The organism is Mycobacterium sp. RTGN6 (assembly GCF_033804605.1).
Classification (GTDB): Bacteria; Actinomycetota; Actinomycetes; order Mycobacteriales; family Mycobacteriaceae; genus Mycobacterium.
This window is the reverse complement of the sequence record NZ_JAPZKZ010000007.1, coordinates 19,604-46,206: the sequence shown is the minus strand read 5'-3', so window position 1 is coordinate 46,206 and position 26,603 is coordinate 19,604. Positions and strand designations below refer to the sequence as shown.

Sequence of the window (26,603 nt, the reverse complement as noted above, 5' to 3'; positions counted from 1 at the left end):
TCAGTGCTTGAACTGACTCAGCGCACGCAGCTTGTTCATCACGTCGAGCGCGGCCACCTTGTAGGCCTCGGAGAACGTCGGGTAGTTGAACACGGCGTCCACCAGGTATTCGACGGTTCCGCCGCACCCCATCACCGCCTGCCCGATGTGCACCATCTCGGTGGCGTTGGTGCCGAAGATGTGCACGCCGAGCAGGCGCAGATCTTCGGTGGAGACGAGCAGTTTGAGCATGCCGTAGGAGTCGCCCGCGATCTGGCCGCGCGCGAGTTCCCGGTAGCGGGACACCCCCACCTCGTAGGGGATCGAATCCTTCGTGAGATCGACCTCGGTGGCGCCGACGTAGGACACCTCGGGGATCGAGTAGATGCCGATCGGCTGGAGTTCGGTCATGCCCTTACAGGGTTCGCCGAACGCGTGATAGGCCGCCAGTCGGCCCTGATCCATCGAGGTGGCGGCTAGCGCGGGGAAGCCGATGACGTCGCCGACGGCGTAGATGTGGTCGACCTTGGTCTGGTAGTTGTCGTCGACGAAGATCCGGCCGCGGTTGTCGGCTTCCAAGCCGGCGTTGGGAAGATCCAAGTGATCGGTGAAACCCTGGCGGCCCGCCGAGTACATCACCGTCTCGGCCGGAATCTGCTTGCCGCTGGCCAGCGTCGTGACGGTGCCAGAGGAGCCGACGTCGACCGCGGTGACCTCTTCGCCGAACCGGAACGTGACGGCGAGGTCGCGCAGGTGGAACTTGAGTGCCTCGATGATCTCGGGGTCGCAGAACTCCAGCATGTTGTCGCGCTTCTCGACGACGGTGACCTTGGTGCCGAGCGCGGCGAACATCGACGCGTACTCGATGCCGATGACGCCCGCGCCGACGACCACCATCGACGTGGGGATGATCTTCAGGTCGAGGATGCCGTCGGAGTCCAGCACGCGGTCCTCGTCGAACTCCACGCCGGCCGGGCGGGCCGGCTTGGTGCCGGTGGCGATGACGACGTAGCGGCCGCTCACGGTGATTCGTTCGGCACGGTTGGGATCCTCGACGTGGATCGTGTGCTCGTCGAGGAACCGGGCGTGGCCGACGTACAGCTCGACGCGGTTGCGCATCAGTTGCGAGCGCACCACGTCGTTCTCCTTGCCGATGACGTGCTGGGTACGGGCCAGCAGGTCGGCCGGGGTGATCTTGTCCTTGACCCGGTAGCTGGCGCCGTAGAGCTCCCGTTGGCTCATCCCGGTGAGGTAGACGACCGCCTCCCGCAAGGTCTTGCTGGGAATCGTCCCGGTGTTGACGCAAACGCCGCCGAGCGCGCGGCCGCGTTCGATCACCGCGACCGACTTGCCGAGCTTCGCAGCGGCGATGGCGGCCTTCTGCCCGCCCGGCCCAGAACCGATGACGACGAGGTCGTACTCCTGCGTGGAACCCATGGAACAAAGGTGTACGCCGGTTCGGACGATCTTGCATGCCGACGCGGTCAATACCGAATGAACAACGGTCCTCATCCCCAGACGCACGTTGCTCCACGAGCGCCCAGCCTGGCGCGCATAGCGGGCGATCCACGACGGGTGCTGCTGCGAAGTTCGGCGCATGACCTCATTCGATCCACGCCACTTCCCCCTCGACCGCCCCGGAAAGCTCATCGCGGCGCTGCCCGCCGTGCTCGGCTTCGTCCCCGAGAAATCCCTAGTGCTGGTCACTCTCGAAGGTGGCGAGCTCGGCTGCGTGATGCGCGCCGACCTGAGCGACGACGCGTGCGATGTGGTGGTTCACATGGCCGCGGTCGCCGCGGCAAGCTGCCCAGACGGGGCCATCGTGGTGATCGTCGACGAGGACGGCGCCTCGTGCAGGATGTGCAACGACGACTACCGCGAGCTCACCCGCGTGGCCACCTATGCGCTGGAGGAGCACGGCATCGAACTGCGGGACGCGCACGTCGTGGACCGGGTCGCCGCAGGCGGGCGCTGGCACCGTGCGGACGGGCCGGGCGGCGGGGTGGTGGAGGATCCGTCGTCGTCGCCGCTCGCGGTGGCTGCGGTGCTCGACGGGCGGCGGCTGTGCGCGAGCCGCGACGAGCTCCTCGACGTCATCACCGCGACTGACCTGGAGCGCGCCGCGGGTTTGAGCGAGCTCATCGAACGTGCGGAGCATGACGGCGGAAGCCGGCCTGACGCTGCCGCGCGCCGCGACGTCGAGCTCGCGATGTCCGCGGCGGCGGACGTGGCCGAGGGTCGGGTCGTCACCGACGACGACGTGGCCCGGTTGGCGTGGGCGCTGACCGATCCGAGGGTCCGTGACACGTTGTATGCACTGGCGGTCGGGCGCACCGGCGACCAGGTAGAGGCGCTGTGGGCGCTGTTGTCCCGCGTGCTACCCGACCCGTGGCGGGTGGAAGCGCTTGTGCTGTTTGCCTTTTCGGCCTACGTTCGCGGCGACGGGCCGCTCGCAGGAGTTTCGTTGGAGGCGGCGCTGCGCAGCGACGCGAGCCACAAGATGGCGCGGATGCTCGACCAGGCGTTGCAGTCGGGCATGCGGCCCGAGCAGATACGCGAACTCGCGCGTACGGGCTACCGACTGGCCAAGCGCATCGGCGTTGCGCTGCCGCCGCGGCGCAACTTTCGGCGACGAGCCGGTTAGACCTTCTCGACCTTGACCGCGTGGGCCATGTGGTGAGGGAGTTCGACCTGTTCGTGACCCGGAATCACGATCATCACGCTGCCGTGGTCGTTGACCTGCACGGTGACGCGCGCGTTGGGCACCACGCCTGCGTCCTTCAGCCGGTAGATCAGGTCCGCGTCGCCCTGGACGTGTTCGGTCAGTTGGCGCACGCGAACCGCGACGGGAAAGCCGCTGGGCAGCTCGGTGAGCCGCACCAGGGTCACGTCGTCGTCGCCGGTCGACATCACCCCGAGGTCGGACAGGCCGGGGATCGGGTTGCCGAACGGTGAGGTGGTGGGATTGTCGAGCACCTGGACGAGGCGGCGCTCGACGTCCTCGCTCATCACGTGCTCCCACCGGCAAGCCTCGGCGTGCACTTCCTCCCACGGCAGGCCGATGACGTCGACCAGGAGGCGTTCGGCGAGCCGGTGCTTGCGCATCACGGAGACGGCCAGCGCGCGGCCCTTGTCGGTGAGTTCGAGGTGGCGGTCACCGGCCACGTGCAGCAGGCCGTCCCGCTCCATGCGCGACACCGTCTGGCTTACCGTCGGGCCGCTCTGCTCGAGGCGCTCGGCGATGCGGGCACGCAGGGGCACCACGCCTTCTTCCTCGAGGTCATAGATCGTCCGCAGGTACATCTCGGTGGTATCGATCAGATCGTTCATGCGCTGCCCTCCGTCCCGGCCAGTCTACCGGGGTGAGCGGCTGATCTGGTGTGCAACATGGTCCGGCTCAGTGTGATCTGAAAGCAGTGATCCCCGTCGTAGTCGACGGGGATCACTGTCGGAGGAGCTAGCTGGCGTAGGAGCGCAACCGCTCGGCGCGCTCACCCTGGCGCAGTTTGACCATCACCTCGCGCTCGATCTGGCGCACCCGCTCGCGCGAGAGCCCGAACAGCTTGCCGATCTGGTCGAGTGTGCGCGGCTGCCCGTCCTCGAGGCCGAACCGCAGCCGGATCACCTGCTGTTCGCGCTCGTCGAGCGTGGTCAGCACGTGGCGGATGTCGGTGTGCAGCAATTCGGAGATCACGGCGTTCTCGGCGGACATCGCGTTCTCGTCTTCGATGAAGTCGCCCAGCGGGGCCTCTTCATCGCTGCCCACTGGCATGTCCAGGCTCACCGGGTCGCGGCTGTGTTCCAGCAGGTCGTTGATCTTCTCGACGGGGATGCCGGATTCCTCGGCCAGCTCCTCGTCGGTGGCCTCACGGCCCAGGTTCTGGTGCATTTCGCGCTTGATGCGCGCCAGCTTGTTGACCTGTTCCACCAGGTGGACGGGCAACCGGATGGTGCGGCTCTGGTCGGCCATGCCACGGGTGATGGCCTGACGGATCCACCAGGTGGCGTACGTCGAGAACTTGAAGCCCTTGGCGTAGTCGAACTTCTCCATCGCGCGGATCAGCCCGAGGTTGCCTTCCTGGATGAGGTCCAGAAGTGGCATGCCGCGACCGGTGTAGCGCTTCGCCAACGAGACGACCAGCCGCAAGTTGGCCTCCAGAAGGTGGCTCCGGGCCGCTTCGCCGTCGCGCACCACTGCCGCGAGTTCGCGTTTGCGGGTGTCGCCGAGGCGCTTCTTGGTGTCGAGCACGTACTGCGCGTAAAGCCCTGCTTCGATGCGCTTGGCGAGCTCGACCTCGTCGGCCGCGTTGAGCAAGGCGGTTTTGCCAATGCCGTTGAGATACACGCGTACCAGGTCGGCGGCCGGACCCTGGGCGTCCAAATCGCGTTCGATACGGCTGGCGGTGGCATTTGCCATTTACGGCCTCCTGCTCGGCTGGAACTGTCATCGACTACAACGTCGAAGTGCCCCCAGGAGTTCCCGCTCGGCGCCGGTTTCACACCTTCTGACCTGCAGTTATTTGCCGTCGACCTGAGATTCTCCTGAGAATGAACCAAGAAAGCTCTCATCAACGAACGTCGTGTTGCGATTCCGTCGATTCGGGTTGCGGTGATTGGTGCGCGCGGCTTTCCAGCGCCGGCCGTTCCGCCGTGGGGAAGAGCGGGATGTGGCGCGGCGCCTGGTAGCGCCGCGGTTCTTCGGCCTTGCGTGGGGGTCGGTCGTTGGCGATCAGCACGGCGATCCACGGCAACGGGATTGACGCGACCAGGATGGCCAGGGAGATCAAGCCGTTGTGCCAGATGCCGTATGCCGCTGCGGCGAACACGAGCGCCGGAATGCGGAACGACATGATGGTCAGGTACTTGCGCACCCGCGCGCGGTGCTGCTCCTCGTACGGTTGTTCCGCGCGGGTGATGAGGACCGGCCGACCATCGTCGTCGAAACTCAGCTCATGGCCGTGTTTCATTCCTCCACTGTTCCACAGATCGGGCCTTGACAAACGGTCCGGTTTCTTACCGCTTCACCTGCAGGCAGAATGAACGTCATGCAGACGCAGACGATCGAGCGGACCGACAGCGACGAACGCGTCGACGACGGGACCGACGACGACGCCCCCAAGGTCTTCCATTACGTGAAGAAGGACAAGATCGCCGAAAGCGCGGTCATGGGTTCGCATGTCGTCGCCCTGTGCGGCGAGGTGTTCCCGGTGACGAAGGCGGCCAAGCCCGGCTCGCCGGTGTGCCCGGATTGCAAGCGGATCTACGAGGCGCTCAAGAAGTAGGGGCGGCCGGGGGCGGCGCATCGGCCGCAGGCGGCGGTGCCTCGGCCGGTGCCGGTGGTGCGTCGCTTCCGTTGCGCACCTCGTCGGTCTTCTCCTCGATCCACTCTCGCAGTCGTCTCGCGTGGGTGTCCGGAGCGGGCCACTCCTCCTGGATCGCCGCGTTGAGTTCAGCGCCGATCATGATGGCGAATCCGAGGAAGAACGCGTAGAGCAGGAACGCGATGGGCGTGGCGAGCGCGCCGTACGTGTAGCCCGTCTCCGTGATCCAGGTCAGGTAGAACCGCAGCCCGAGGGTCGCGATGAGGAAGACGACCGCAGCCAGGATCGACCCGAAGATCAGCCGGTGCGACGGAAGTGGCTGGGGCAGTGCCACCCGGTAGAGGATGTTGACGACGACGATCAGGGCGAGTACCAGCACCGGGTAGTAGCCGAAGTGCAGTACGTAATCCCAGCTGTCCGGCAGGAATTCGGCAATCTTTATCGGCCCAAGGGCGACCAACGGCGCCGTCGCGATCACGAACACCAGGCTGATGACGTAGAGCCCGAGCGCGTAGAAGCGCTGGCGCACGGGATGCCGCAGGGGAGTCTGGTCGTGTGCTTCGACGACCGAGTCCACGAAGGCCGACACCGCTGACGAGCCCGCCCACAGGGAGATGACGAAGCCGATCGACACCACCTCGCCGCGCGCAGTCTGAACGATGTCGCGGATCGTCGGCTCGATGATCTCGTTGACCACGTTGCGCGAGAAGAAGCTATTCGCCGTGCTGATGATCCGGTCCTCGATCACGAGCAGCGTCTCGGGTCCGAACAACGGCGCCACGTACGCGAGCGTGCCCAGCATCCCCAGCAGCAGCGGTGGCAGCGAGAGCGCACACCAGAATGCGGCCTGCGCCGACTCGGAGAAGATCGAGTCGTCCCAGCTCTTTACGAGGGTGCGCTTCGCCACCCCCAAAATGTGGTGGCGGCTCGGCTTGGCGGGTGCGGGTTGGTCTTTCATGACCACACCAGCATTGCCGACGCGGGCCGGTGCGGCCCGCATGGGTCCGTTAGGACTCGGCCGAGTTGATCTCGATCACGGCGGCGAGCTCGACGAGCTTGGCCTCGTGCTCGTTGGCGTGGTGCTGGCAGAAGAGCAGCTCGGCGCCGGATGGGAGCTTCGCACGGACGCGCGCGGCGGCGCCGCAACGGTCGCAGCGATCAGCCCGGGTCAGTTCGGGACTGGTCAGAGTTGCGTTCATCGCGCCTCACTCCTTTGCTCGTGCGGTTCTGCTCGTGGGTCTACTGTCTCAGACGTTTTTGCTTCCGGCCTTGTTCCCCGGCCGTTCACCGGTGTGTCGTGTCTCACGAATCGGTGAAGTTGCGGCCTGGGCACACTGGACGGATGATCCAGCGGGCGCGGAAGCTGTTCCACCTTTGCACGACCGACGAGTGGATGGTCGCCCAGCATGCGGGCGAGCGCCGGCCGCCGTCGCTCGAAGCGGTGGGCTTCGTTCATCTCTCCTCACCCGAGCAGGTGCATCTGCCCGCCAACCGGCTCTACGGGGGCCGCGCCGACATGGTCCTGCTGCACTGCGACGCGGCGTTGTTCGACGCGCCCGTGCGGTGGGAGCCTGGCGTGCCGGGTGACCCCGAGGCGATGCGATTCCCGCATCTGTACGGGCCCTTGCCGATTGCCGCTGTGACGAGCGTCACCCCGTACTTGCCCGACGCGGACGGGACGTTTCCCGAGTTGTCCGGTGATCAATCCGCCGCGACGTAGTCGGCGACGTACGCGTCGACCTCGACCTCGACGAGCAGCTCCGGCGAGATGAGCGCGGAGACCTCCACCATGGTGGCGACCGGGCGGACACTGCCGAACACTTCCGAGTGGACCGCGGCCACCGTCTCCCAGGCGTTGATGTCGGTCACGTACATGCGCGTCCGGACGACGTCGGTGAGCGCGGCGCCCGCCTCGCCCAACGCGATCTCGATGCGACGGAAGACCTCGCGGGCCTGGACGGCGACACCGTCGCCCGGAGCCGTGGTCCCCGCGACGACGACGAGCGGCCCGACGCGTACGGCTCGCGAGTAGCCCACCTGATCCTCGAACGGCGAGCCCGACGAGACGTTGATGCGGCGTTGCGTCATGGAACTACACCGGCACGGCTTCGACGACGGACATCGGGCCGGCAGTCGGCACGACGCGGGTCTGACGAAAACCTGCTCGGCCCAACAACTCTGCGTACTCCGCTGCGGTGCGCTCACGTCCGCCTGCGGCGATGAGCATCTCGAGGTCGAGCATCATCCCGGGATGCCACGGGGCCCCCTCGGGTAGCACCAGTTCGATCAGGGCGAGCCTGCCGTTCGGTGCAATGGCGCGTCGCACGGTGCGCAGGATGTTGACGGCATCGTCGTCGTCCCAGTCGTGGATGATCGTCTTGAGCAGGTACTGGTCACCGCCTTCGGGTACCGACTCGAAGAACGAACCGCCCGTGATGGTGCATCGTGTGGTCACCCCGGCGGCGTCGAGCAGCGGCCCGGCGTGCTCGACCACCGACGGCAGGTCGAACAGCACCCCATGCGCGTCACGCGCCTGCTGCAGCACGGCACAGAGCAGCGCGCCGAGCCCACCGCCGACGTCGACGATCAACCGACGATCGGTGAAGTCGTAAGCGGGTAACAGGCCTTCGATCGCCATGCCCGACACCGACGTCATCGCGTCGTTGAACACCTTGGCGAACTCCGGGTCGGTCTCGAGGTATTCGAAGAACGGCATGCCGCGCAGTTTCCCGACGGCCGTTTTTCCAGACTGCACCGCGTGCGGCAGCTCGCTCCAGTGTTCCCAGTGCTTGGGATGGCCGATGAACTCGATCATCGGCGCGAACGTGCCCGGCGCGTCGGAGCGCAGCGCCTGACCGAGTCGGGCCAGCGCGAACCGGCCGTCCTTGCGGTACTTGAGAATTGAGTTGCTGGCCAGTGCCCGCAACAACCGGAACGTCGCCTGGGGGTCGGTTCCGACGCGACGCGCGACGTCGTCCGCGGTGGACGGACCCTCCGCGAGGGCGTCGAAGATGCCAAGCCTCGACGCCGTGCTGAGCGCCTGCGTCAGCCAGGCACCCTGGGCGAGCTCGAACACGGCGACGTTGGCGGGCAGCACGGAGCGGCGTACCAGGCCGAGTCCTGCGCGGACGCGGCCGATCCCGTCGATCAACCACTGAGGCGGGGGTTTTGGGCTGCCGGACATGGCGCCAACCTTAGCGGTGCCTGTGTTGCTGGCTCATGCGGTTGACAGGTGGTCTCCCTAACGCTTGGTCCGGTTACCTAGACTGTCTCACCGTGGCAATTCTCGCCGGCTTCGCGCCGTGGATCGTGTACTGGGTTCTCGTCGGCAACGTCCCCTTCACGGTCGCCGTGTTGGCGGCGCTGGCGGCCGCGGTGCTGTCGTTCGCAGTGGGGCGCGTCAAGGGTGCGTCGGGTCGCACGCTCGAGCTCGGGGCGATCGGCACGTTCGTGGTGCTGACCGTGCTGACGTTCACGCTGAGTCAGGAGTTCATGGAGCGGTGGGTGCAACCACTGAGCAGCGCAGGCATCTTCCTCGTTGCGCTGACGGGCGTGCTCATCGGTAAGCCGTTCGTCCGCGAGTTCGCGGAGGTGGACCAGGCGCCTGAGGTGGTCAAGAGCGAATTGTTCGGCCGCATAACCACATTGGTGACGTGGATTTGGGTCGGAGCGTTCGCGGGGATGACGGTATCGTCGGCGATCCCACCAATTGTTCAGGGCGACGCCTCGATCCTGGACACGCGGACGCCACTGTCGTTCATTTGCTACTGGGTGATCCCGTTCCTGCTGTTGTTCGGCGCCGCGGTGGCCTCGCGCGTCGTGATCGACCGGATGGTCGCCGAGGTGAACGACCCCAACACGGTGCGGAAGACGACGTTCATCGCCTTCAAGGAGCTCGGCATCGACGAATTGCTCTACCTCGCTCAGGAGAAGGCCAACCGCGAAGCCGGGGCCGGCAGGCAGGCCTACGCCGTTCAGGTGGGTGGCAAGGGCACACCGCTCACGGGCGACGAATCGCGGGAGTCGTGGCCCGCGTCGTACAAGGTGCGCCAAGCGCACTAGCGCTGTCCAGCCCCACAGCTTCGAGCCGGATGCCATGGCTAGACTCCGCGGCATGGCGCAGACTGCACAGCCCACCCGAACCGCGGACGATCCACTCGAGAAGATCCTGTGGTGGGTGACCGCCGTCATCGGGGTAGCTGGCTTGGTGTACTTCGGTGTGATGGCCTATCTGGTCTTCAGCACCATGAACTGGGACGTGTTGTTTGGCGACCTCAACTCGAACCCGGGCGGAACCCACTCGGCGCCGCCAGCACCGCCTCCCGCGCCGGAGTTGATGCCGCCACCCGCGGCGCCACCGGCACCGCCCGCCGTACCTGCACCGGCGCCACCCGCCGTACCTGTGCCTGCCTCGCCGACGCCACCGCGATGACCTAGTCCAGTAGTCGCGCACCCGAAAGTCGACCCAGAAAAGTGTCGTGGTTGTGGTGGTGGGTCGCTCCTAGTTGGTGAATGCAACCGATTGGCGGTTGCGACCAACGAAAAGGACACGACCATGACCATCGATCACGCCAGCCCGAAGCGACGTCGACTGAGCGCCACCCTGGCTCTGCTCGCCGGAGCGAGCGCCATCGGCGCCTTCAGCCCAGTCGCTCCGACGGCCCACGCCGCGATTGCGCCGCAGATCTTCACGATCCAGCAGGTGTCGTCCGGCCGCTTCCTCGACGCCTGGAACGACGGCACCCACGACTACGACGTCGTCACCCGCCCAGGCCAGGGGGATCCAAGCCAGGAGTGGTTGGTGACCTTCGACGACAGCGGCACGGCCACGGGCACCATCCAGCAGGTGTCGTCCGGTCGCTTCCTCGACGCCCACGAGATCGGCGAGTTGGACTTCCGCGCGGTGTCGCGGCCCGGCGGACAGACCGACAACACGCAGAACTGGCAGGTGCACTCGATCGGGGGTGGTTCCTACAACATCATCCAGCAGAGTTCGGGCCGTCTGCTCGACGCGCACGAGATCGCCGAGAAGGACTTCGAGTGCGTGACGCGGCCGGGCGGTCAGACCGACCACACCCAGGAGTGGCGACTCAACTTCGTGCGGAACGCCTGACCCGGCGAGCGGCCCCGCCGCCGCGTTGCGGTGGCGGGGCCGACTCTCGATCGGGCACATGCTCACACGTTGTCTATTCCGGCACATCGGCTAGCACCGCTCGGGCCCGGCCGATGTGGTCGTACGCGTAGGTCACCATGGCCGCGGCGGTCATCTTCTCGCCCTCCTCGGCCGAAATATCCCGTGGGCGCGCCTTTATGGGGTGTGGAGCGCTGTCCGCTAGCGTCGCGGTTTGCGGGATCTGGGGTGGCCGCGTGAATTCACGTGGGCGTGGTTGGGGGCGCTCCTGGCCTGGCTCTCGGTCACACCCACTTGCCGCCGCTGTGGTGCGCAGCCCTGCCGCGTCTCACCTATGTCTCTCCAATCTGCCCGCCACCAACTCCCGACGGTGGCGGGCCGATCGATTCACTCATGTGCTCCGATGGCTACGCGGAGGGCGGGGTGGATGCTGAGGTGGCTAGGCATTTGAGCGGTGCCGCCAACTGCCAGTCGCCGTGGTTGCCCCAGGGAGAGCTCGTCGCAGACCCGTGCGCGTTCCCGTTGCTGTCGATCTTGCCCGTGAAATCGATGCTGGGCGGCGAGCCGCCCCAGCCAGCGAAGGCGAACAAGCCGACCATAGTCGCGCCGTTGGTATGGACCTCGACGTGCCCGTCGCCGTTCAATTTTGGAGCGTCCTTCACCGTGGCTGGTCCGGAGTAGCTTGGTCCGTTTGCGGTGAACTCAAGTGTGCCCCCGAGGCCATCGTGCGGATCTAGTACGACCGAAGTGTCTCCGTTGAAGCCCCACTGTGTGCACGACGGCGCGTCCGGTGCGGCTGCAGCGACGGCTGGCGGCAAACCTGCGATCAAGAGTCCTGCGGCCACGGTTGCGATAACTGGTAGGCGATTCATGGTGTTGTCCTTCGTCTCATCCGAAGCTCGTTGATGAACTTGGCTGCGGACGACGCTATGACCATGCATAGGGGTGTGGCTCGCTTGTGCTCGCAACCCGCGAAACCGCCGATTCTTGAGCTTCTGCGCATTCTGCTCACCGACCTCCCATGAGGGCAGCAGCGGCCGCCGGATCCAGGGGTGCAGGTTTGCGACGCGCCATGTCGATATCTTGGCTAATGCGCTGTGCTTCTTTACTTCTTCGTCAGTGACTCGCAATCCTGCAGGTCAGGACAGTAAGACGGAGTGCCGCTCAGTCCAGGTAGTCGCGCAACACCTGAGAACGGCTGGGGTGCCGCAACTTCGACATCGTCTTGCTCTCGATCTGGCGGATGCGCTCACGCGTGACGCCGTAGACCTGGCCGATCTCGTCGAGGGTGCGGGGCTGGCCGTCGGTCAGGCCGAAGCGCAGCCGCACGACGCCGGCCTCGCGCTCGGACAGGGTCTCGAGCACCGACTGCAGCTGATCCTGCAGCAGCGTGAACGACACCGCGTCGACGGCCACGACCGCCTCGGAGTCCTCGATGAAGTCGCCGAGTTGTGAGTCGCCCTCGTCGCCGATCGTCTGGTCCAGCGAGATGGGCTCGCGCGCGTACTGCTGGATCTCCAGCACCTTCTCCGGCGTGATGTCCATTTCCTTGGCGAGCTCTTCTGGCGTGGGCTCGCGGCCCAGGTCCTGCAGCAGCTCGCGCTGAATGCGGCCGAGCTTGTTGATCACCTCGACCATGTGCACCGGGATGCGGATGGTGCGGGCCTGGTCGGCCATGGCCCGGGTGATGGCCTGGCGGATCCACCACGTGGCATAGGTGGAGAACTTGTAACCCTTGGTGTAGTCGAACTTCTCGACTGCACGGATGAGGCCCAGGTTCCCTTCCTGGATGAGGTCGAGGAACGCCATGCCGCGGCCGGTGTAGCGCTTGGCCAGTGACACCACGAGGCGAAGGTTGGCTTCCAGCAGATGGTTCTTGGCGCGGTCACCGTCGCGGCAGATCCACTGATAGTCGCGGCGCTGCGCGGTGGTCAGCTTCTCGCCCTTCTCGGCGATCTCGGTCATCAGCTGGGTGCAGTACAGCCCGGCCTCGATGCGCTTGGCGAGCTCGACTTCCTCCTCGGCGTTGAGCAGCGCCACCTTGCCGATCTGCTTGAGGTAGGCGCGCACCGAGTCCGCCGAGGCGGTGAGCTCGGCGTCCTTGCGGGCCTGGCGTAGTGCTTCGGACTCCTCTTCGTCCCACACAAAGTCACCGGAGGCCTTGTCCTTCTCGGAGGGCTCGGCGATCTCTTCCTCGTCGGCCGGTCCCGGCACGGCGACCGCGGGCGTCTTCTTCGCGGCTGCGTCGCCGTCGGCCTCGTCGGTGGCGTCGACCTCGATTTCCTCGAGTTCGATGTCGGCCTCGTCGACGTCGATTGCCTCGGGCTCGGCCTCGAGGTCGTCGGTGGTCTCGAGCGCGTCGGTGCCCCCGGCGTCGACGCCGTTAGCGGCCGCGGCACCCTTCTTGGGGCGGCCTGGGCCGCCCGCGGTCTTGGCGCGCGGTGCACTCGGCTTGTCGGCGACCGCCTTGGCGGCGCGGGGCTTCGTCGCGGTGCCCGGCTCGGCCTTGGTGGCGTGTGCGGTGGTCTTGGTGGCCTTCTTTGCAGGCGCTGCCTTGGTGGTCACAGTCCTCTTCGCGGGGGTTTTCGTGGCGGTGCGCTTCACCGGCTCTTCGGTTGCCGGGCTTGCCTTTGTCGCGGCCACTTAAGCACCCCTTCGGTCTTGCGGATCTCGGTGGTCGTGGGCGTGCGCCACCGAAAAGCGTCGGCTGTCGAATGTTGGCGGTGATCTCAGCTTGGATACTTGCCGCTATTTTTCGTGCGGCCGCCGTTGACCATTGTAACGACAGTGTTGAGCAAGTGCCGCTACGAGCGGCAATTATGGGTCGCGCGCCGTCCTACGAGGGGGCGGCTTCGACCTCGGTGGCCATGGCGGCACCAACGATGCCCGCCGTGTTCAGCAGTGCCGCCGCCACCACCGGAGTCCGGTTCTTCAGCAGCGGCAGCCACTTGTCGGCCTTGCGGCTGATGCCGCCGCCGGCGATGAACAGGTCCGGCCAGATCGCGTTCTCGATGACGACGAGGACCTTGGTGACCTCTTCGGTCCAGCGCTCGTAACTCCACCCCTTTGTCTCCTTCACCGAGGACGCCGCCCGGTGCTCGGCCTCCTTGCCGCCGACCTCGAGGTGTCCGAACTCGGTGTTGGGCAACAGGATTCCGTTGTGGATGACGGCCGAACCGATGCCGGTGCCGAAGGTCAGGAGGACGACAAGGCCGGTGTTGTCCTTGCCAGCGCCGAACTTCTCCTCGGCCAGCCCTGCGGCGTCGGCGTCGTTCAGTACGGTCACTTCCTGGCCGTTGAGTTTGGCGCTGATGACGTCGTCGGCGTTGGTGCCGATCCAGCCCTTGTCGACGTTGGCGGCGGTTTGGACGATGCCGTTGGTGACGACGCCTGGGTAGGTGACGCCCAGGCTGCCCGTCCAGCCGAACTCGCGGACCACCGCGGCGATCGTGTCGGACACCGCGTCGGGCGTGGCGGGTTGGGGCGTCGGGAGTTTGAATCGCTCACCGATCAGCAACCCCGTGTCCAGGTCGACGACGCCGCCCTTGATGCCGCTGCCCCCGACGTCGACGCCGAATCCCTTGCGTGGGGAGCTGTCGGTGCTGGACTCGGCTTCTGGCTTGTCGGTGGCGGTCATCGAGCGCTCCTCTTGCAGGCCGGCAGGTGAGATGCGAACCACACATTAGTGCCTCGCCAAAGTCCACGGGCGGCTGCCGGACAACCGGTCGCGGGAGATGTGTTGCGATGAGCGGGTGACGTCTGCCACCAACGATCCAGACACCGATCCGGGCACCCTGCGAACGGTCGCCGAAGGGCTGGCCGCAGAAGCCGCCGCCTTCGTCCGCCGCCGTCGTGCCGAAGTCTTCGGGGCTGGCGCCCAACGCGACGGTGCCGCCCCGGAGGTGCGCACCAAGAGCACGCCCACCGACCCCGTCACGATCGTCGACACCGAGACCGAGCGCCTGCTGCGCGAGCGGCTCGCCCAGCTGCGCCCCGGTGAGCTCGTCGTCGGCGAGGAGGAGGGCGGCTCCGCCGACGCCCGCTCGGGTCGCCCCACCTGGGTGCTCGACCCCATCGACGGCACGGTGAACTTCGTCTACGGCATCGAGGCGTACGCGGTGTCGGTGGGCGTGCGGGTCGACGGGGCGTCGGTCGCAGGGGCGGTGGCCAACGTTCCCACCGGCGAGGTGTTCTCCGCGGCACTGGGCCAGGGCGCACACGTGCGGCGGGGTGACGCGTCGAACCCGTTGCGCTGCAACGCGCTTAGTGAACTGTCCCTGGCCCTGGTGGGCACCGGGTTCGGTTACGCCGCCGAGCAGCGACGCGGTCAGGCCGACGTGTTCGCCCGGCTGCTTCCCGACGTGCGCGACGTGCGTCGCATCGGATCCTGTGCGCTGGACCTGTGCATGGTCGCGGCCGGACGTCTCGACGCCTACTACGAGGACGGGGTGCACGTCTGGGACTGGGCCGCGGCCGCGCTCATCGCTGCGGAGGCGGGCGCGTGGCTGCGGTTGCCGCCCGGTGACGGCAACTCAGAGTTCATTGCCGCCGCCGCACCGGGCATCGCCGACGAGTTCGACGCTGCGTTGCGACGGGTTGGGGCCGGATAGGTCGCTCAGCAGGCGCCGGTGTGGATCTTGGAGAGCAACGCCGCATCCGCCGGCTGGGTGGCGTCGGGGCGCAGACTGGCCAGCACGGCGTCGATGTCGTCGTTGTGGCTCAGCTCGCTGAAATCCGTGCCGATCGCCAAATCGACGGTGTCGTCGGCTCTTTGGTCCTGGTAGAGCTCGGTGCAGGGGGCGACGAGCCACAGTGCGGCCGCCGCGGCGCGGCCGGACGCGCCGAACCGCAGCTGGCCCTGGCACTCCAGTCGCGTATTCGCGTAGACGTTGTCGTTGGCTGCCTCGGGCTGCGCATAACCGAGGTCGCGCAGCGCGCCCGCCACTTCGGCCGCCTGGCCGCCCTGACCGCTGGCGTTGAGCACCTTGATCTTGGTGTCGGCGAGCTTGGCGGGGGCCACCTCGGTCATGGTCGCCGAGCTCACCCGCTCGCCAAGTGCGGTTTGCGTCGGCTCGGTGGGCGCTGGCGGCGCGTTGCACGCCGCCGCCTGCTCCACTTCGGCGGGCTGGTTGAAGGCGATCAGCCAGACGACCAGCGTGACTGCGGCCAGCACCGCAAGCACGATTGAGCCTGGCACGAAGTTGCGTCGCCGGAAGGGGCGGCCGTGTTTGTCGAACGCGGTGCCGGAGGTGATTTGCGCGACCACCCCTGCACTGTAAGGGCAGGCCCTGGCACCGGTCGCTACCTGGGTGTTTGACCTGTGATATAAATCACAACCAATCCGCCGCGAAACGGGGCACGAATCATTTGGCGGATGCGTTCGGCACTGGTACAAAGCTCTGTCGCAACGATACGAGGGGAAGAGGGTATGGCCACCGACTACGACGCCCCACGGCGCACCGAAACCGACGACGTCTCCGAGGATTCACTCGAGGAGCTGAAGCAGCGTCGCAACGAAGCCCAATCGGCGGTCGTCGACGTTGACGAGTCCGAGTCCGCGGAGTCCTTCGAGCTCCCGGGCGCCGACCTGTCCGGCGAGGAATTGTCGGTCCGCGTGATTCCCAAGCAGGCCGACGAGTTCACCTGCGCGAGCTGTTTCCTGGTTCATCACCGCAGCAGGCTCGCCAGCGAGAAGAACGGCGTGACGATCTGCACCGACTGCGCCGCCTGACGGCCGCGTTGCGCGGCTCAGCCGCGTAACGCCGCCAGGACGCGCTCCGGACGGCGACAACTCACCAGCCAGTACGGCGTCGGGTCGTCCGGGTCGTCGAGCACCACCAGGATCATGGGGCCCACCCATGCCCGGTGCACGACGTAGGCCGCGGGGTCTAGCTGGCGTCCAAGGGCCGCCGACTTCGCCGAGCGCGGGACTTCTGCCGACCGCGCGATGACGCTGACGGGCAGGTGGGCCGCACCCACCCACAGTTCGGTCTCGCCGTTGCCGGAGTCCGCGGTAGTAGCCACGACGCGCACGTCGATGCGGCCGAACCACAGCAAGACCGCAGCGGCCACCGGGAGCAGCACCGCGTACGGCAGCCAGTTCGGCAGCGTCGCGACGCCTTGGTTCACCTCGAGTGCGATCAGTGCAGCCAGCCCGAATCCGAGCGGCCACCACCACCATGGCACCCACAGTCGTTCGTGGTATCGCACCGTTTGGGCGGCTGCGCGCGTGTCGGACACGCGGCCAAGAGTAATCTTGCACGCCGTGTCCACCTCTCTGGCGGTCGTCCGATTGGATCCCGACCTGCCGATGCCCGCGAGGGCACACGACGGCGACGCCGGCGTCGACCTCTACAGCGCCGTCGACGTCGACATCGCACCCGGCCGACGGGCACTGGTCCCCACCGGGATCGCCGTCGCGATCCCGTATGGAATGGTCGGTCTGATCCATCCGCGCTCGGGATTGGCTACGCGCGTGGGGCTTTCGATCGTCAACAGCCCGGGCACCGTCGACGCGGGCTACCGGGGCGAGATCAAGGTGACGCTGATAAACACCGATCCCGATGAGCCGATCAACGTGCGCCGCGGCGATCGGATCGCACAGTTGCTGGTACAACGGGTCGAACTGCCCGAGCTGGTCGAGGTCACGTCGTTCGACGAGGCCGGGCTGGCAGACACCTCGCGGGGCGAGGGCGGCCACGGTTCATCCGGCGGACACGGGAGTTTGTGATGGCATTCGGTAGGCGCAAGCGCGACGAGGACAAGGTTCCCGAGGAGCCCCGCGAGCCCGAACGGGTCACCGCCGACGTCGCCGCGCCGGCTCGGGACGACTCCGAGGGCCCCTTCGACATCGAGGACTTCGACGACCCGGAGTCGGCCACCGAGGGCAGGCACGATCTGGGGTCGGTGCTGATTCCGGTGGACGAGACGGCCGAACTGGCCGTTGAGGTGAATCAACAGGGCGTCCCCACGATGGTGTGGATGGTGACGCCCAACGGCCGCTACAACGTCACGGCCTACGCCGCGCCGAAGACCGGAAGCCTGTGGCGCGAGGTCATCACCGAGGTCGCCGAGTCGCTCCGCAAGGAAGGCGCGGAGGTCACGTTCGAGGACGGGCCGTGGGGGCGCGAGGTCGTCGGGGTCATGACCAAGGGTCCCGAGCCCCTCGTCATGCGGTTCATCGGTGTCGACGGATACCGGTGGATGATCCGAGGCGCCGCGGTCGGCGCGCCCGACAACGCCTCCGCCATCGCAGACGACGTGCGAAACTCGTTGACGGACACGGTCGTTCGCCGTGGAGACACGCCGTTGCCGGTGCGCTTCATGCTGCCGCTTCAGCTGTCCGAGTCACTGATCACCCGACTGCGCGCCCGCGCCGAACAGATGGTCGCCCAGCAGGCCGCTGAAGGGGGGCAGCAGCCGCCGCCTCCCGCGCAGCCCGTCGCGCGGCGCAGTGAGCAGGGCTCGGCCATGCAGCAGCTGCGCACCATCACGGGTGGGTAGCGGCCTCGATCAGCGCGGCCACGCACGCCGCGCCCAACACGCCGGGGTCGGCCCCCATGCCGTCCAGCGTGACCGTGCGCAGTGCCGCTCGCGGCGCGGCCGCCACCCACTCGAACGCGACCTCGATCGGATGGATGGGGTCGTCCGTCGCCGCGGCCACCCCGAGCGGGACCGTCAGGGCGGCCAGCTCGTCGCTGGTCGGTGCGACGTAGTGGGCGGCCTCCTCCATGGCGTCGGACAGCGCAGGCCACTGACCCACCCACGAACGCGTCAGTTCGTCGGCCAGCCAGGCCGGGCTTCCCGCGCGCATCTGGGCGACCGCCGCGGCCAGCCCGTCGCGCCTGAGCTGGTGGGCCGAGTGTTGGGCCGTCAACGCGGCGGGCGCACCGTCGGGCGCGCCGGTCCACGCCGGAAGTGCGGCCAGCACCCCGAGCACGCGTGTCGGATGAGCCAGCGCCCACGCGGTGGCCACCGAGGCCCCGATGGACACGCCGCCGACCACGATGGGGCCGGGCCGGGCCGCGTCGTCGAGCGCACGACGGTAGCCCTCGACGAGGTGTTCGGGTTCGGGCGCAGGCGTCACCACCGTGGCTCCGCAGTCGTGCAGTGCGGCGGAAAAGGCCCGGTAGACGTAGTCGTCGTCGGATCCCGTACCGGGCAGCAGGACCACGGTGACGTCGCGCAGGATGACGCTCATCAGTCGATCGTGCCGTGTGCCCCAACTCGTGTGGGAACCGACACGTCAATGTGATCCAGTGGGTGGTTGGGCCACGTGGAAAAAGGGAACCAAGAGGTCTACGGTGGCGTTGGTTACAGGTGAGTCCACGGTGGACTCGCGCAAGGGGCAGGAGAGCCCATGGCTACGGCCGAAGGTTATCTGCGCCGGCTCACGCGCCGGCTCACGGAGGACCCGGAACGTCTCGACGTCGAGGAGCTCACCGACGAGGCCGCTCAGAACGGCGCGCAGAAGGCGATCGACTGCCGGCGCGGCCAGGAAGTCACCATGGTTGGCACGTTGCGCTGCGTCGAAACCAACGCCAAGGGCTGCGCGGGCGGCGTTCGCGCCGAACTGTTCGACGGCACCGACTCGGTGATGCTGGTCTGGCTCGGGCAACGCCGCATCGCCGGCATCGAATCGGGACGCACGCTGCGGGTGCACGGCCGGCTCGGCAAGCTCGAGAACGGGTCCAAGGCGATCTACAACCCCCACTACGAGATCCAGAAGTGACCCACCCCGAAAAGGGGATGGCGAAGGATCAAGACGTTCACACGGCCGACGCGCTCGACCACCCCGATGAGCCGGAGGTCAAGAAGCTCGACGGACGCGCACTGCTCGAGCAGATGGGCGGCTTCAGCGGGCTGATCTATTCGTCTCTGCCGGTGGTCGTCTTCGTTCCTGTGTCGACGCTGTTCGGTTTGGTGCCCGCGATCTCGGCCGCGCTCGGCGTGGCAGTGCTGGTCCTGGTCTGGCGACTGATCCGGCGAGAGTCGTTGCAGCCGGCCATCTCCGGCTTCTTCGCCGTCGGCATCAGCGCGCTCATCGCATGGTGGGTGGGGGAGTCGCGGGGCTTCTTCGCGTACGGCATCTGGTCGTCGCTGGTGTACGCCGCGGTATTCGTCACGTCCGTGCTGATCCGGCGACCGCTGGTCGGTTACGCGTGGGGTTCGCTCAGCGGACACGGCCATGACTGGCGTTCGGTGCGCCGCGCCGTGCTGGTCTTCGACGTCGCGACGTGCGCGTGGGCGCTGGTGTTCGCCGCGCGGTTCGTCGTCCAGTACCACTTGTACGACGCCGACGAGGTCGGCTGGCTCGGCGTCGCCCGCATCTCGATGGGGTGGCCCCTGACCGCGGTCGCGGCACTGGTGACGTTTCTGGCGATCCGGGCGGCGCAGCGCGCCATCCACGCCAGGGATGCGGCACTCACGGACGAGCCCACCGAGGCTCGGACGGACTGACGAAGCCGCCGCCGGAACGCACGACGGACCGCACGCTCATCGCGGTCGCGGTGCTCGCCTCCTTCGTCGCGTTCCTCGACGGTTCGGTGGTGAACCTGGCCCTGCCCGCGATCGGCCGCGACCTCGGCGGCGGTTTGGCGTTGCAGCAGTGGGTGGTGGACGGCTATCTGTTGACGCTCGGGGCCCTCGTCCTCGTCGCCGGTGCGGTGTCCGATCAGTACGGCAGGCTCGCGGTGCTCCGTGCGGGCCTCGGCGTATTCGCGGTCGCGTCGCTGCTTTGTGCGGCGGCGCCGACCGGCGGGGTGCTGGTCGCGGCGCGCTGCCTGCAGGGCGTCGGCGCGGCCTTCCTCGTTCCGAGTTCGTTGGCGATGATCAACGCCCGCTTCACCGGGGCCCGGCAGGCCAGCGCGATCGGAACGTGGACGGCGTGGACCGGCACGGCGTTCGTGGTGGGGCCGCCGCTCGGCGGGCTGCTCGTCGATGCACTGAACTGGCGCTGGGTGTTCGGGATCAACATCCTTCCACTCGCCGTCACGCTCTACCTGACCACCAGACTGAATGCGGGCGAATTCGGGGGCCGACGCACCGGCCGCATCGACGTCGGCGGCGCCGCGTTGGGGGCGGTCGGCCTGACGGCAACGGTGTACGCGCTCATCGAGCAGCAGCGGCTCGGCGTCACCCATCCGGTGGTGCTCGGCGCGCTGTCGGTCGGAGTGGTGTGCCTTGCCGCGTTTCCGTGGTGGGAGCGCCGCACGGCAAACCCGATGATGCCGCTGACGCTGTTCGCGGCGCGCAACTTCGCCGTCGGCAACCTGGCCACGGTGTTCTTCTATGCGGCGGTGTCGCTCGGCATGCTGCTCGTCGCGTTGTTCCTGCAGGAGACCGTGGGGCTGAGCGCCACCCAGGCGGGGCTGGCCACCCTGCCGATTCCGGTGCTGTCGTTCTTCCTTGCCCGGCTGTTCGGCACTCTGGCGGGCCGGCACGGGCCGCGGCTGTACATGGCGGTCGGCCCGGTGATCGCGGCGGCTGGGTTCCTGCTGCTGCGCAACGTGCGCGAGGACTTCGACGTCTGGACGCAGCTGCTGCCTGGGCTCGTCGTGTTCGGGCTCGGCCTGTCGGTCACGGTGTCCCCGCTCACGGCGGCGATACTGGCCGCGGTCGAGCCGGCACAGAGCGGCATCGGCTCGGCGGTCAACAACGCGGTGTCCCGGATCGCGGGGCTGATCGCGGTGGCATTCTTGGGCGTAACCATTTCGGGCGCAATGGATTTCGCAGGTTTCCGCCAGGGTGCGCTGGTGGTCGCCGTACTGTTCCTCGCGGCAGGCCTGTGCTCGGCGATCGGCATCAGCAACGCCACCCACGACTCCGGACGAGTCGGCGCGGAAGCGGCGGCCCCCTGTCACGACCGGGCGCCGCCCCCGCCCGCGCTGCGCTCAGCGCGGGTGGAGTAGCAGTTCGCGCAGCTGGTCTTCGACCTCGGCGGTCGCCACGAACAGCAGCTCGTCGCCACCTTCGAGGGGCTCGTCGTCCTCCGGCACGATCACGCGCGCGCCGCGCAGGATCGTGACCAGTGCGGCGTCCCTTGGCAACTCGAGGCGCTTGACGGCCTTGCCGCCCCACGGGGTGTCGTCGGGCAACGTGATCTCGACGAGGTTCGCCTGCCCCTTGCGAAAGCTCATCAGCCGCACCAGATCACCGACGGACACGGCTTCCTCGACCAGCGAGGCCAGCATCCGTGGCGTGGACACTGCGACGTCGACGCCCCAATTCTCGTCGAAGAGCCATTCGTTGCGCGGGTCGTTCACCCGGGCGACCACGCGGCCGACCGCGAACTCGGTCTTGGCCAGCAGGCTGACGACGACGTTGGCCTTGTCGTCGCCCGTCGCGGCGATCACGACGTCGAACTCCTCAAGCCCGACCGACTCCAACAGGCTCAGTTCGCACGCGTCGCCGAGGCGCCAGTGGGCAGCCGGAATGTCGTCGACGTCGATGTGCTCGGGATTGCGCTCCAGCAGGGTGACTTCGTGGTTTTCGACGAGCTCCCTGGCGATGGAGCGGCCGACGGCGCCGGCTCCCGCGATGGCAACCTTCATGACGTCCTCACTGGTCCTCGGCGTCCTCACCCGGCGGCAGCGCGGCGATGGCCATCGCCTCGGCCACCCGGCCCGAGATCGCGGCGAGGTACACCTGGTCGCTGGCTTGGATGACGGTCTTGGGCTCGGGCAGTTGCCCGCTGCCGAATCGGATCATGAACGCGACGCGCCCGCCGGTGGCCGCTTCCAGCGCGGTCACCCGGTGGCCGACCCAGCCCTCGTGTAGCGCCAGTTCGGCGACCGCGACGTTGCCCGAGGGGTCGCGCCACTTCGTCGTCTCGGATTCGCGGGTGAGCACGTTGAGCAGGCGGTCCGTCGTCCACGGCACCGTCGCCACGGTCGGGATGCCGAGTCGCTCGTAGACCGCCGCGCGTTTGGCGTCGTAGATACGGGCCACGACGCGCTCGACGCCGAACGTCTCGCGCGCCACCCGCGCGGAGATGATGTTGGAGTTGTCACCCGAGGACACCGCGGCGAAGGCCCCCGCTTCCTCGATGCCCGCCCGTAACAGCACGTCGCGGTCGAAGCCCATGCCGAGCACGCGCTCGCCGGGGAACTCGGGAGACAGCCGGTGAAACGCGGTGCTGTCGCGGTCGATGACCGCCACCTCATGGCCCACCCTGGCCAACCCATCAGACAATGACGCGCCCACCCGGCCGCATCCCATCACCACTACCCGCACGCCTCGGTCCTTCCAGCGGTCACCCTGGCTCAGATAATCATGAAACTGCGCACTCGGAACGCTACAGCCATTCCGCCGTACGCTTACTCTTGGCACTCGTGTCCAAGCTTTCGACCGCCGCGCGCCGGCTGGTCCTCGGGAGACCGTTCCGCAGCGACAATCTCGGTCACACGCTTCTACCCAAGCGGATCGCGTTGCCGGTGTTCGCCTCGGACGCGTTGTCGTCGGTCGCCTACGCGCCCGAGGAGATCTTCCTGGTGCTCTCGGTGGCGGGGCTGACGGCCTACTCGATGGCGCCATGGATCGGCCTCGCGGTCGCGGTCGTGATGCTCATCGTCATCGCGAGCTACCGGCAGAATGTGCACGCTTATCCGTCCGGCGGCGGTGACTACGAGGTGGTCACCACCAACCTCGGACACACGGCGGGGTTGACCGTGGCGAGCGCATTGCTCGTCGACTACGTGCTCACCGTGGCGGTGTCGATGGCGTCGGCAATGTCGAACATCGGGTCGGCGGTGCCGTTCATCGCGGAGCACAAGGTCGTCTTCGCGGTGGCCGCGATCCTGATCCTGGCGTCGTTGAACCTCCGCGGGATCCGGGAGTCGGGCACCGCGTTCGCAATTCCCACCTACGCGTTCATGATCGGCATGTTCATCATGCTGGGCTGGGGCCTGATCCAGATCTATGTGCTCGGCGAACCGCTGCGGGCGGAGTCGGCCTCGTTCGAGATGCATTCCGAACACGGCGAGGTCTTGGGATTTGCGCTGGTGTTTCTCGTCGCGCGGGCCTTTTCGTCCGGCAGCGCGGCACTGACCGGTGTCGAGGCGATCAGCAATGGCGTACCGGCGTTTCGAAAGCCCAAGTCGCGCAACGCCGCGACTACGCTCGCGCTGCTTGGCGCCATCTCCGTTTCGCTGTTCATGGGCATGATCATGTTGGCGAAGGAGACCGGCGTGCAGGTGGCCGAGCGGCCTCATGAGCAACTGATCGGCGCGCCCGCGGACTACCAACAGAAGACCCTGATCGCGCAACTCGCCGAGACGATCTTCCACGACTTTCCGGTCGGGCTCTTCGTCATCACGGGTGTCACCGCCCTGATCCTGGTGCTGGCCGCGAACACCGCCTTCAACGGGTTCCCGGTGCTGGGGTCGATCCTCGCGCAGGATCGCTACCTGCCGCGGCAGTTGCACACCCGCGGTGACCGGCTGGCCTTCTCCAACGGAATCCTGTTCCTGGCCTTCGCGGCGATCGCGTTCATCGTCGCGTTCCGGGCGGAGGTCACGGCGCTGATCCAGCTGTACATCGTCGGGGTGTTCGTGTCGTTCACGCTCAGCCAGATCGGAATGGTGCGGCACTGGACGCGGCTGTTGCGCATCGAGACCGTTGGAGCCGAGCGCCGCAGGATGCAGCGCGCTCGTGTGATCAACACCATCGGATTCATCTGCACGGGTGCGGTACTGCTGGTGGTGGTCGTCACCAAGTTCCTCGTCGGAGCGTGGATCGCCATCCTCGCGATGGGTGCGCTCTTCGTGATCATGAAGATGATCCACAAGCACTACGACACCGTCGCACGCGAACTCGAGGCCCGCGAGGCCGTGGACGAGGACATCGTGTTGCCCAGCCGCAACCACGCCGTCGTCCTGGTGTCGAACCTGCACAAGCCGACGCGGCGGGCACTGGCCTACGCCAAGGCGACCCGGCCCGACGTGCTGGAGGCGATCACGGTGAGCGTCGATGACGGCGAGGCGCGCGCCCTCGTGCACAAGTGGGAGGACAGCGACGTCACCGTGCCGCTGAAGGTGATCGCGTCGCCCTACCGTGAAATCACCCGCCCGATACTGGATTACGTCAAGCGGATCACCAAGGAGTCGCCCAGAACGGTGGTCACGGTGTTCATCCCCGAGTACGTCGTCGGGCACTGGTGGGAACAGGTGCTGCACAACCAGAGCGCGCTGCGGCTCAAGGGTCGGCTGCTGTTCGAACCCAACGTCATGGTGACTTCCGTTCCATGGCAACTGAGTTCGTCGGAGCGGCTCAAGACGTTGCAGCCGCAGTCGGCTCCGGGCGACGCGCGCCGGGGCTTCCTCGATTGATACTCGAACTCACCACGGGTCCGCCGGCCAACGGCGGCAGCTGCGTGGCCCGCGAAGATGGCCGAGTGGTCTTCGTGCGTTATGCACTGCCGGGCGAGCGGGTGCGGGCCCGGGTGACCGCCGAACGCGGAAGTCACTGGCACGCAGAGGTCGTCGAGGTGCTCGAGCCATCGCCGGACCGGGTCGACTCGCTGTGTCCGATCGCCGGCGTCGACGGTGCGGGGTGCTGTGACCTGGCCTTCGCGACACCCGATGCGGCGCGTGCGATCAAGGCCGACGTGGTGGCCAACCAACTCGCCAGGCTCGGCGGGCACGAGTGGCAGGGGGTGGCCGAGCCCATCGGTTCGCATGCGGCGACGGGATGGCGCACCCGGGTGCGCTTGGACACCGGTGCCGACGGCAAGGCGGGGTTTCACCGCTACCACAGTCCGCAGCTCGTAACCGAACTCGCGTGCGCGCAGGTGCCCGACGGCATGTTGAGCGGGCTCGACGAGGGGCGCTGGCCCGAGGGCGCGCAACTGCACGTCGCGCTCGACGACGACGGCCGGCGACACGTGGTGCAGACCGGACCGAGGTCGGGGCGAAAGGTGGCGCCCACCCAGGTGGTCGAGGGCGACTATGAAGCGGTGCAGCGGGTGGGCGAACGGACGTGGCTGGTGCCCGTCACCGCGTTCTGGCAGGCCCATCGCGACGCGGCCCGAGTGTACAGCGGGTTGATCGCCGAATGGGCGGAACTCGATGCGGGCATGACCGCGTGGGACTTGTACGGCGGCGCAGGGGTTTTCGCGGCGGTGCTCGCTGCTGGGGTCGGCGAGTCCGGCCGGGTCGTCACCGTGGACACCTCGCGTGGGTCCGCGCGGGCGGCGAGGACAGCGCTGGCAGATCTGACGTGGGTCGACGTCGTCACCGATTCGGTGCGCCGAGCGTTGACCGCCCAACCGCAGCGCGCCGACGTCGCAGTGCTGGATCCGCCGCGTACCGGCGCAGGCCGCGAGGTCATCGACCTGCTGGCCGGCGCCGGTGTGCCGCGGATCGTTCACATCGGTTGTGAAGCAGCATCATTCGCACGGGACGTGGGGCTGTACCTCGGGCACGGCTACGTCGTCGAGGAGCTGCGTGTCTTCGACTCGTTTCCGCTGACCCATCACGTCGAGTGCGTCGCCGTGCTCAGCCTGTCGTGACGGGCGAGCGGTTGTACCTGTCGGTTAAGACCGTCGACCACCACGTGTCGGCGATCCTGTCCAAACTTCAGGTGACCGAGCGGCGCGACGCGGTGAAGCGCGCCCGCGAATTGGGCATCGTCAGCTGAGCTCGGCCCGTTGATGCCAACGGTCCAACAAGGCGGGGATTTCGCCCAGAAGGAAGGCGTAGAAGTCGCGCATCTCGGCGAGGCGCCGTCCCGCCAGGCTGTCGTGGCCGGTTGCCGCGATTCCGACCTCTGCGGCCGCCTGCATGGCCGCGATGACCGCATTTTGGTTGGTGTACAACACCGCCCAGGCATCATCGCGTAGCCGGTAGTGGTCACGTCGACTGGCCGGAACGGGCACCCGCTCGACTAGCCCGACGGAGGTGAGCATCTTGATCGCGCCGGAGATGGCTCCCGAGCTCGCCTTCAGGCCTTCGGACAGCTCACCCATGGTCATGCTGGGTTGTTCGGTGAATAGCAGCGCGGCCAGTACGCGGGCGGTCATGCGTTGCAGGCCGTGATCTGTGAGGACGATCGCGAGCTGCTCGGCGGCCTGTTGCAAATCGGAGCACTTGGCCACACGCCCTCCCGGATTTCATCAGAGTCTTCAAAGATCTCTGAAAGTTCAGTATAGTAACCGTCGGCGCTCCGGGAAGTCT

The 26,603-nt window shown here is 67.4% G+C and carries 32 protein-coding genes; 16 read left to right on the top strand and 16 right to left on the bottom strand.

Annotated elements, in window-relative coordinates:
• Window positions 1–1,416 carry a Si-specific NAD(P)(+) transhydrogenase gene (gene sthA, locus SLQ33_RS18020; RefSeq protein WP_319455229.1) on the bottom strand — a complete coding sequence of 472 codons (1,416 nt, stop codon included), beginning with the start codon at window positions 1,414–1,416 and terminating at the stop codon, window positions 1–3.
• Window positions 1,417–1,576: 160 nt separating this feature from the next.
• On the opposite strand from sthA, the gene SLQ33_RS18015 reads away from it, so the two are divergent.
• Window positions 1,577–2,623, top strand: coding sequence for a DUF4192 domain-containing protein (locus SLQ33_RS18015; RefSeq protein ID WP_319455228.1), 1,047 nt, complete (start codon window positions 1,577–1,579; stop codon window positions 2,621–2,623).
• Here SLQ33_RS18015 and SLQ33_RS18010 read toward each other — a convergent pair.
• From SLQ33_RS18010 to SLQ33_RS18000, 3 genes are all read right to left on the bottom strand, one after another.
• Window positions 2,620–3,309 (bottom strand): metal-dependent transcriptional regulator, encoded by a 690-nt coding sequence (locus tag SLQ33_RS18010; RefSeq protein ID WP_319455227.1) that lies wholly within the window; start codon window positions 3,307–3,309, stop codon window positions 2,620–2,622. The genes SLQ33_RS18015 and SLQ33_RS18010 overlap by 4 nt on opposite strands.
• Window positions 3,310–3,436: 127 nt before the next feature.
• Window positions 3,437–4,396 carry a sigma-70 family RNA polymerase sigma factor gene (locus tag SLQ33_RS18005; RefSeq protein WP_319455226.1) on the bottom strand — a complete coding sequence of 320 codons (960 nt, stop codon included), beginning with the start codon at window positions 4,394–4,396 and terminating at the stop codon, window positions 3,437–3,439.
• 151 nt (window positions 4,397–4,547) lie between these two features.
• On the bottom strand, window positions 4,548–4,946 hold the full coding sequence (locus SLQ33_RS18000) for a DUF3099 domain-containing protein (RefSeq protein ID WP_319455225.1): 399 nt from the start codon (window positions 4,944–4,946) through the stop codon (window positions 4,548–4,550).
• Window positions 4,947–5,024: 78 nt separating this feature from the next.
• Between SLQ33_RS18000 and SLQ33_RS17995 the strand changes: the two genes are divergently transcribed.
• Window positions 5,025–5,261, top strand: coding sequence for a DUF3039 domain-containing protein (locus tag SLQ33_RS17995; RefSeq protein ID WP_319455224.1), 237 nt, complete (start codon window positions 5,025–5,027; stop codon window positions 5,259–5,261).
• Here the strand turns inward: SLQ33_RS17995 and SLQ33_RS17990 are convergent.
• Window positions 5,251–6,258, bottom strand: a complete 1,008-nt coding sequence (locus tag SLQ33_RS17990) for a YihY/virulence factor BrkB family protein (RefSeq protein ID WP_319455223.1) — start codon at window positions 6,256–6,258, stop codon at window positions 5,251–5,253. The genes SLQ33_RS17995 and SLQ33_RS17990 overlap by 11 nt on opposite strands.
• 49 nt (window positions 6,259–6,307) lie before the next feature.
• Window positions 6,308–6,499: a hypothetical protein gene (locus SLQ33_RS17985; protein ID WP_319455222.1), complete on the bottom strand. Its 192-nt coding sequence runs from the start codon at window positions 6,497–6,499 to the stop codon at window positions 6,308–6,310.
• Between the two features lie 143 nt (window positions 6,500–6,642).
• Here SLQ33_RS17985 and SLQ33_RS17980 point away from each other — a divergent pair, with 143 nt between their 5' ends.
• Entirely contained in the window at window positions 6,643–7,020 is a 378-nt protein-coding gene (locus SLQ33_RS17980; RefSeq protein WP_319455221.1) for a DUF952 domain-containing protein, read from the top strand.
• Here the strand turns inward: SLQ33_RS17980 and SLQ33_RS17975 are convergent.
• Window positions 7,002–7,388, bottom strand: coding sequence for a RidA family protein (locus SLQ33_RS17975; protein WP_319455220.1), 387 nt, complete (start codon window positions 7,386–7,388; stop codon window positions 7,002–7,004). The two genes, SLQ33_RS17980 and SLQ33_RS17975, sit on opposite strands and share 19 nt — an antisense overlap.
• A 4-nt stretch (window positions 7,389–7,392) precedes the next feature.
• On the bottom strand, window positions 7,393–8,484 hold the full coding sequence (locus tag SLQ33_RS17970) for a methyltransferase (protein ID WP_319455219.1): 1,092 nt from the start codon (window positions 8,482–8,484) through the stop codon (window positions 7,393–7,395).
• 92 nt (window positions 8,485–8,576) lie between these two features.
• Between SLQ33_RS17970 and SLQ33_RS17965 the strand changes: the two genes are divergently transcribed.
• The 3 genes from SLQ33_RS17965 (at window position 8,577) to SLQ33_RS17955 (ending at window position 10,413) form a co-directional block, all read left to right on the top strand.
• A complete protein-coding gene (locus SLQ33_RS17965) occupies window positions 8,577–9,362 on the top strand; it encodes a hypothetical protein (protein ID WP_319455218.1) in 786 nt (261 codons plus the stop codon).
• 52 nt (window positions 9,363–9,414) lie between these two features.
• A complete protein-coding gene (locus tag SLQ33_RS17960; protein WP_319455217.1) occupies window positions 9,415–9,732 on the top strand; it encodes a hypothetical protein in 318 nt (105 codons plus the stop codon).
• Between the two features lie 123 nt (window positions 9,733–9,855).
• Complete coding sequence (locus tag SLQ33_RS17955; protein WP_319455216.1) at window positions 9,856–10,413, top strand: RICIN domain-containing protein; 558 nt, start codon at window positions 9,856–9,858, stop codon at window positions 10,411–10,413.
• A gap of 1,182 nt (window positions 10,414–11,595) precedes the next feature.
• Here SLQ33_RS17955 and SLQ33_RS17950 read toward each other — a convergent pair.
• A complete protein-coding gene (locus tag SLQ33_RS17950) occupies window positions 11,596–13,074 on the bottom strand; it encodes an RNA polymerase sigma factor (RefSeq protein WP_319455215.1) in 1,479 nt (492 codons plus the stop codon).
• Window positions 13,075–13,267: 193 nt separating this feature from the next.
• Window positions 13,268–14,068 carry a polyphosphate--glucose phosphotransferase gene (gene ppgK, locus SLQ33_RS17945; RefSeq protein ID WP_319455214.1) on the bottom strand — a complete coding sequence of 267 codons (801 nt, stop codon included), beginning with the start codon at window positions 14,066–14,068 and terminating at the stop codon, window positions 13,268–13,270.
• Between the two features lie 97 nt (window positions 14,069–14,165).
• On the opposite strand from ppgK, the gene SLQ33_RS17940 reads away from it, so the two are divergent.
• Window positions 14,166–15,041: an inositol monophosphatase family protein gene (locus tag SLQ33_RS17940; RefSeq protein WP_319455213.1), complete on the top strand. Its 876-nt coding sequence runs from the start codon at window positions 14,166–14,168 to the stop codon at window positions 15,039–15,041.
• 5 nt (window positions 15,042–15,046) lie between these two features.
• On the opposite strand, the gene cei is transcribed toward SLQ33_RS17940, so the two are convergent.
• Window positions 15,047–15,697 (bottom strand): envelope integrity protein Cei, encoded by a 651-nt coding sequence (cei, locus tag SLQ33_RS17935; protein WP_319455212.1) that lies wholly within the window; start codon window positions 15,695–15,697, stop codon window positions 15,047–15,049.
• A 162-nt stretch (window positions 15,698–15,859) separates the two neighbouring features.
• On the opposite strand from cei, the gene SLQ33_RS17930 reads away from it, so the two are divergent.
• The gene (locus tag SLQ33_RS17930; RefSeq protein ID WP_319455211.1) at window positions 15,860–16,162 is read left to right on the top strand and encodes a DUF4193 domain-containing protein; all 303 of its coding nucleotides are present in this window, start codon (window positions 15,860–15,862) and stop codon (window positions 16,160–16,162) included.
• 17 nt (window positions 16,163–16,179) lie between these two features.
• Here the strand turns inward: SLQ33_RS17930 and SLQ33_RS17925 are convergent, their stop codons facing one another.
• A complete protein-coding gene (locus SLQ33_RS17925) occupies window positions 16,180–16,671 on the bottom strand; it encodes a DUF3093 domain-containing protein (protein ID WP_319455210.1) in 492 nt (163 codons plus the stop codon).
• Between the two features lie 25 nt (window positions 16,672–16,696).
• On the opposite strand from SLQ33_RS17925, the gene dut reads away from it, so the two are divergent.
• Window positions 16,697–17,161 (top strand): dUTP diphosphatase, encoded by a 465-nt coding sequence (gene dut, locus SLQ33_RS17920; protein WP_319455209.1) that lies wholly within the window; start codon window positions 16,697–16,699, stop codon window positions 17,159–17,161.
• Window positions 17,161–17,934, top strand: a complete 774-nt coding sequence (locus tag SLQ33_RS17915) for a DUF3710 domain-containing protein (protein ID WP_319455208.1) — start codon at window positions 17,161–17,163, stop codon at window positions 17,932–17,934. The genes dut and SLQ33_RS17915 overlap by 1 nt, the downstream gene beginning before the upstream one ends.
• Here the strand turns inward: SLQ33_RS17915 and SLQ33_RS17910 are convergent.
• Window positions 17,921–18,631: an alpha/beta hydrolase gene (locus SLQ33_RS17910; RefSeq protein WP_319455207.1), complete on the bottom strand. Its 711-nt coding sequence runs from the start codon at window positions 18,629–18,631 to the stop codon at window positions 17,921–17,923. The genes SLQ33_RS17915 and SLQ33_RS17910 overlap by 14 nt on opposite strands.
• 159 nt (window positions 18,632–18,790) lie before the next feature.
• Between SLQ33_RS17910 and SLQ33_RS17905 the strand changes: the two genes are divergently transcribed.
• From SLQ33_RS17905 to SLQ33_RS17895, 3 genes are all read left to right on the top strand, one after another.
• Complete coding sequence (locus SLQ33_RS17905) at window positions 18,791–19,162, top strand: OB-fold nucleic acid binding domain-containing protein (RefSeq protein WP_319455206.1); 372 nt, start codon at window positions 18,791–18,793, stop codon at window positions 19,160–19,162.
• 113 nt (window positions 19,163–19,275) lie between these two features.
• Window positions 19,276–19,890 carry a DUF3159 domain-containing protein gene (locus tag SLQ33_RS17900; RefSeq protein ID WP_413467665.1) on the top strand — a complete coding sequence of 205 codons (615 nt, stop codon included), beginning with the start codon at window positions 19,276–19,278 and terminating at the stop codon, window positions 19,888–19,890.
• Between the two features lie 50 nt (window positions 19,891–19,940).
• Window positions 19,941–21,341 carry an MFS transporter gene (locus tag SLQ33_RS17895; protein WP_319455204.1) on the top strand — a complete coding sequence of 467 codons (1,401 nt, stop codon included), beginning with the start codon at window positions 19,941–19,943 and terminating at the stop codon, window positions 21,339–21,341.
• On the opposite strand, the gene SLQ33_RS17890 is transcribed toward SLQ33_RS17895, so the two are convergent.
• Both SLQ33_RS17890 and SLQ33_RS17885 read right to left on the bottom strand, forming a co-directional pair.
• Window positions 21,324–21,983 carry a TrkA family potassium uptake protein gene (locus tag SLQ33_RS17890; protein ID WP_319455203.1) on the bottom strand — a complete coding sequence of 220 codons (660 nt, stop codon included), beginning with the start codon at window positions 21,981–21,983 and terminating at the stop codon, window positions 21,324–21,326. The two genes, SLQ33_RS17895 and SLQ33_RS17890, sit on opposite strands and share 18 nt — an antisense overlap.
• A gap of 7 nt (window positions 21,984–21,990) precedes the next feature.
• Window positions 21,991–22,665, bottom strand: a complete 675-nt coding sequence (locus SLQ33_RS17885) for a TrkA family potassium uptake protein (protein ID WP_319455202.1) — start codon at window positions 22,663–22,665, stop codon at window positions 21,991–21,993.
• Between the two features lie 98 nt (window positions 22,666–22,763).
• Between SLQ33_RS17885 and SLQ33_RS17880 the strand changes: the two genes are divergently transcribed.
• From SLQ33_RS17880 to SLQ33_RS17870, 3 genes are read left to right on the top strand one after another with little or no spacing between them, the layout of a single operon-like run.
• Window positions 22,764–24,758 carry an APC family permease gene (locus tag SLQ33_RS17880; RefSeq protein ID WP_319455201.1) on the top strand — a complete coding sequence of 665 codons (1,995 nt, stop codon included), beginning with the start codon at window positions 22,764–22,766 and terminating at the stop codon, window positions 24,756–24,758.
• Window positions 24,674–25,939: a class I SAM-dependent RNA methyltransferase gene (locus SLQ33_RS17875; RefSeq protein ID WP_319455200.1), complete on the top strand. Its 1,266-nt coding sequence runs from the start codon at window positions 24,674–24,676 to the stop codon at window positions 25,937–25,939. Before SLQ33_RS17880 ends, SLQ33_RS17875 begins: the two co-directional genes overlap by 85 nt.
• Window positions 25,936–26,067, top strand: coding sequence for a LuxR C-terminal-related transcriptional regulator (locus SLQ33_RS17870; RefSeq protein ID WP_319455199.1), 132 nt, complete (start codon window positions 25,936–25,938; stop codon window positions 26,065–26,067). Before SLQ33_RS17875 ends, SLQ33_RS17870 begins: the two co-directional genes overlap by 4 nt.
• Here SLQ33_RS17870 and SLQ33_RS17865 read toward each other — a convergent pair.
• The gene (locus SLQ33_RS17865; protein WP_319455543.1) at window positions 26,060–26,506 is read right to left on the bottom strand and encodes a GbsR/MarR family transcriptional regulator; all 447 of its coding nucleotides are present in this window, start codon (window positions 26,504–26,506) and stop codon (window positions 26,060–26,062) included. The genes SLQ33_RS17870 and SLQ33_RS17865 overlap by 8 nt on opposite strands.
• Between the last annotated feature and the right edge of the window lie 97 nt (window positions 26,507–26,603).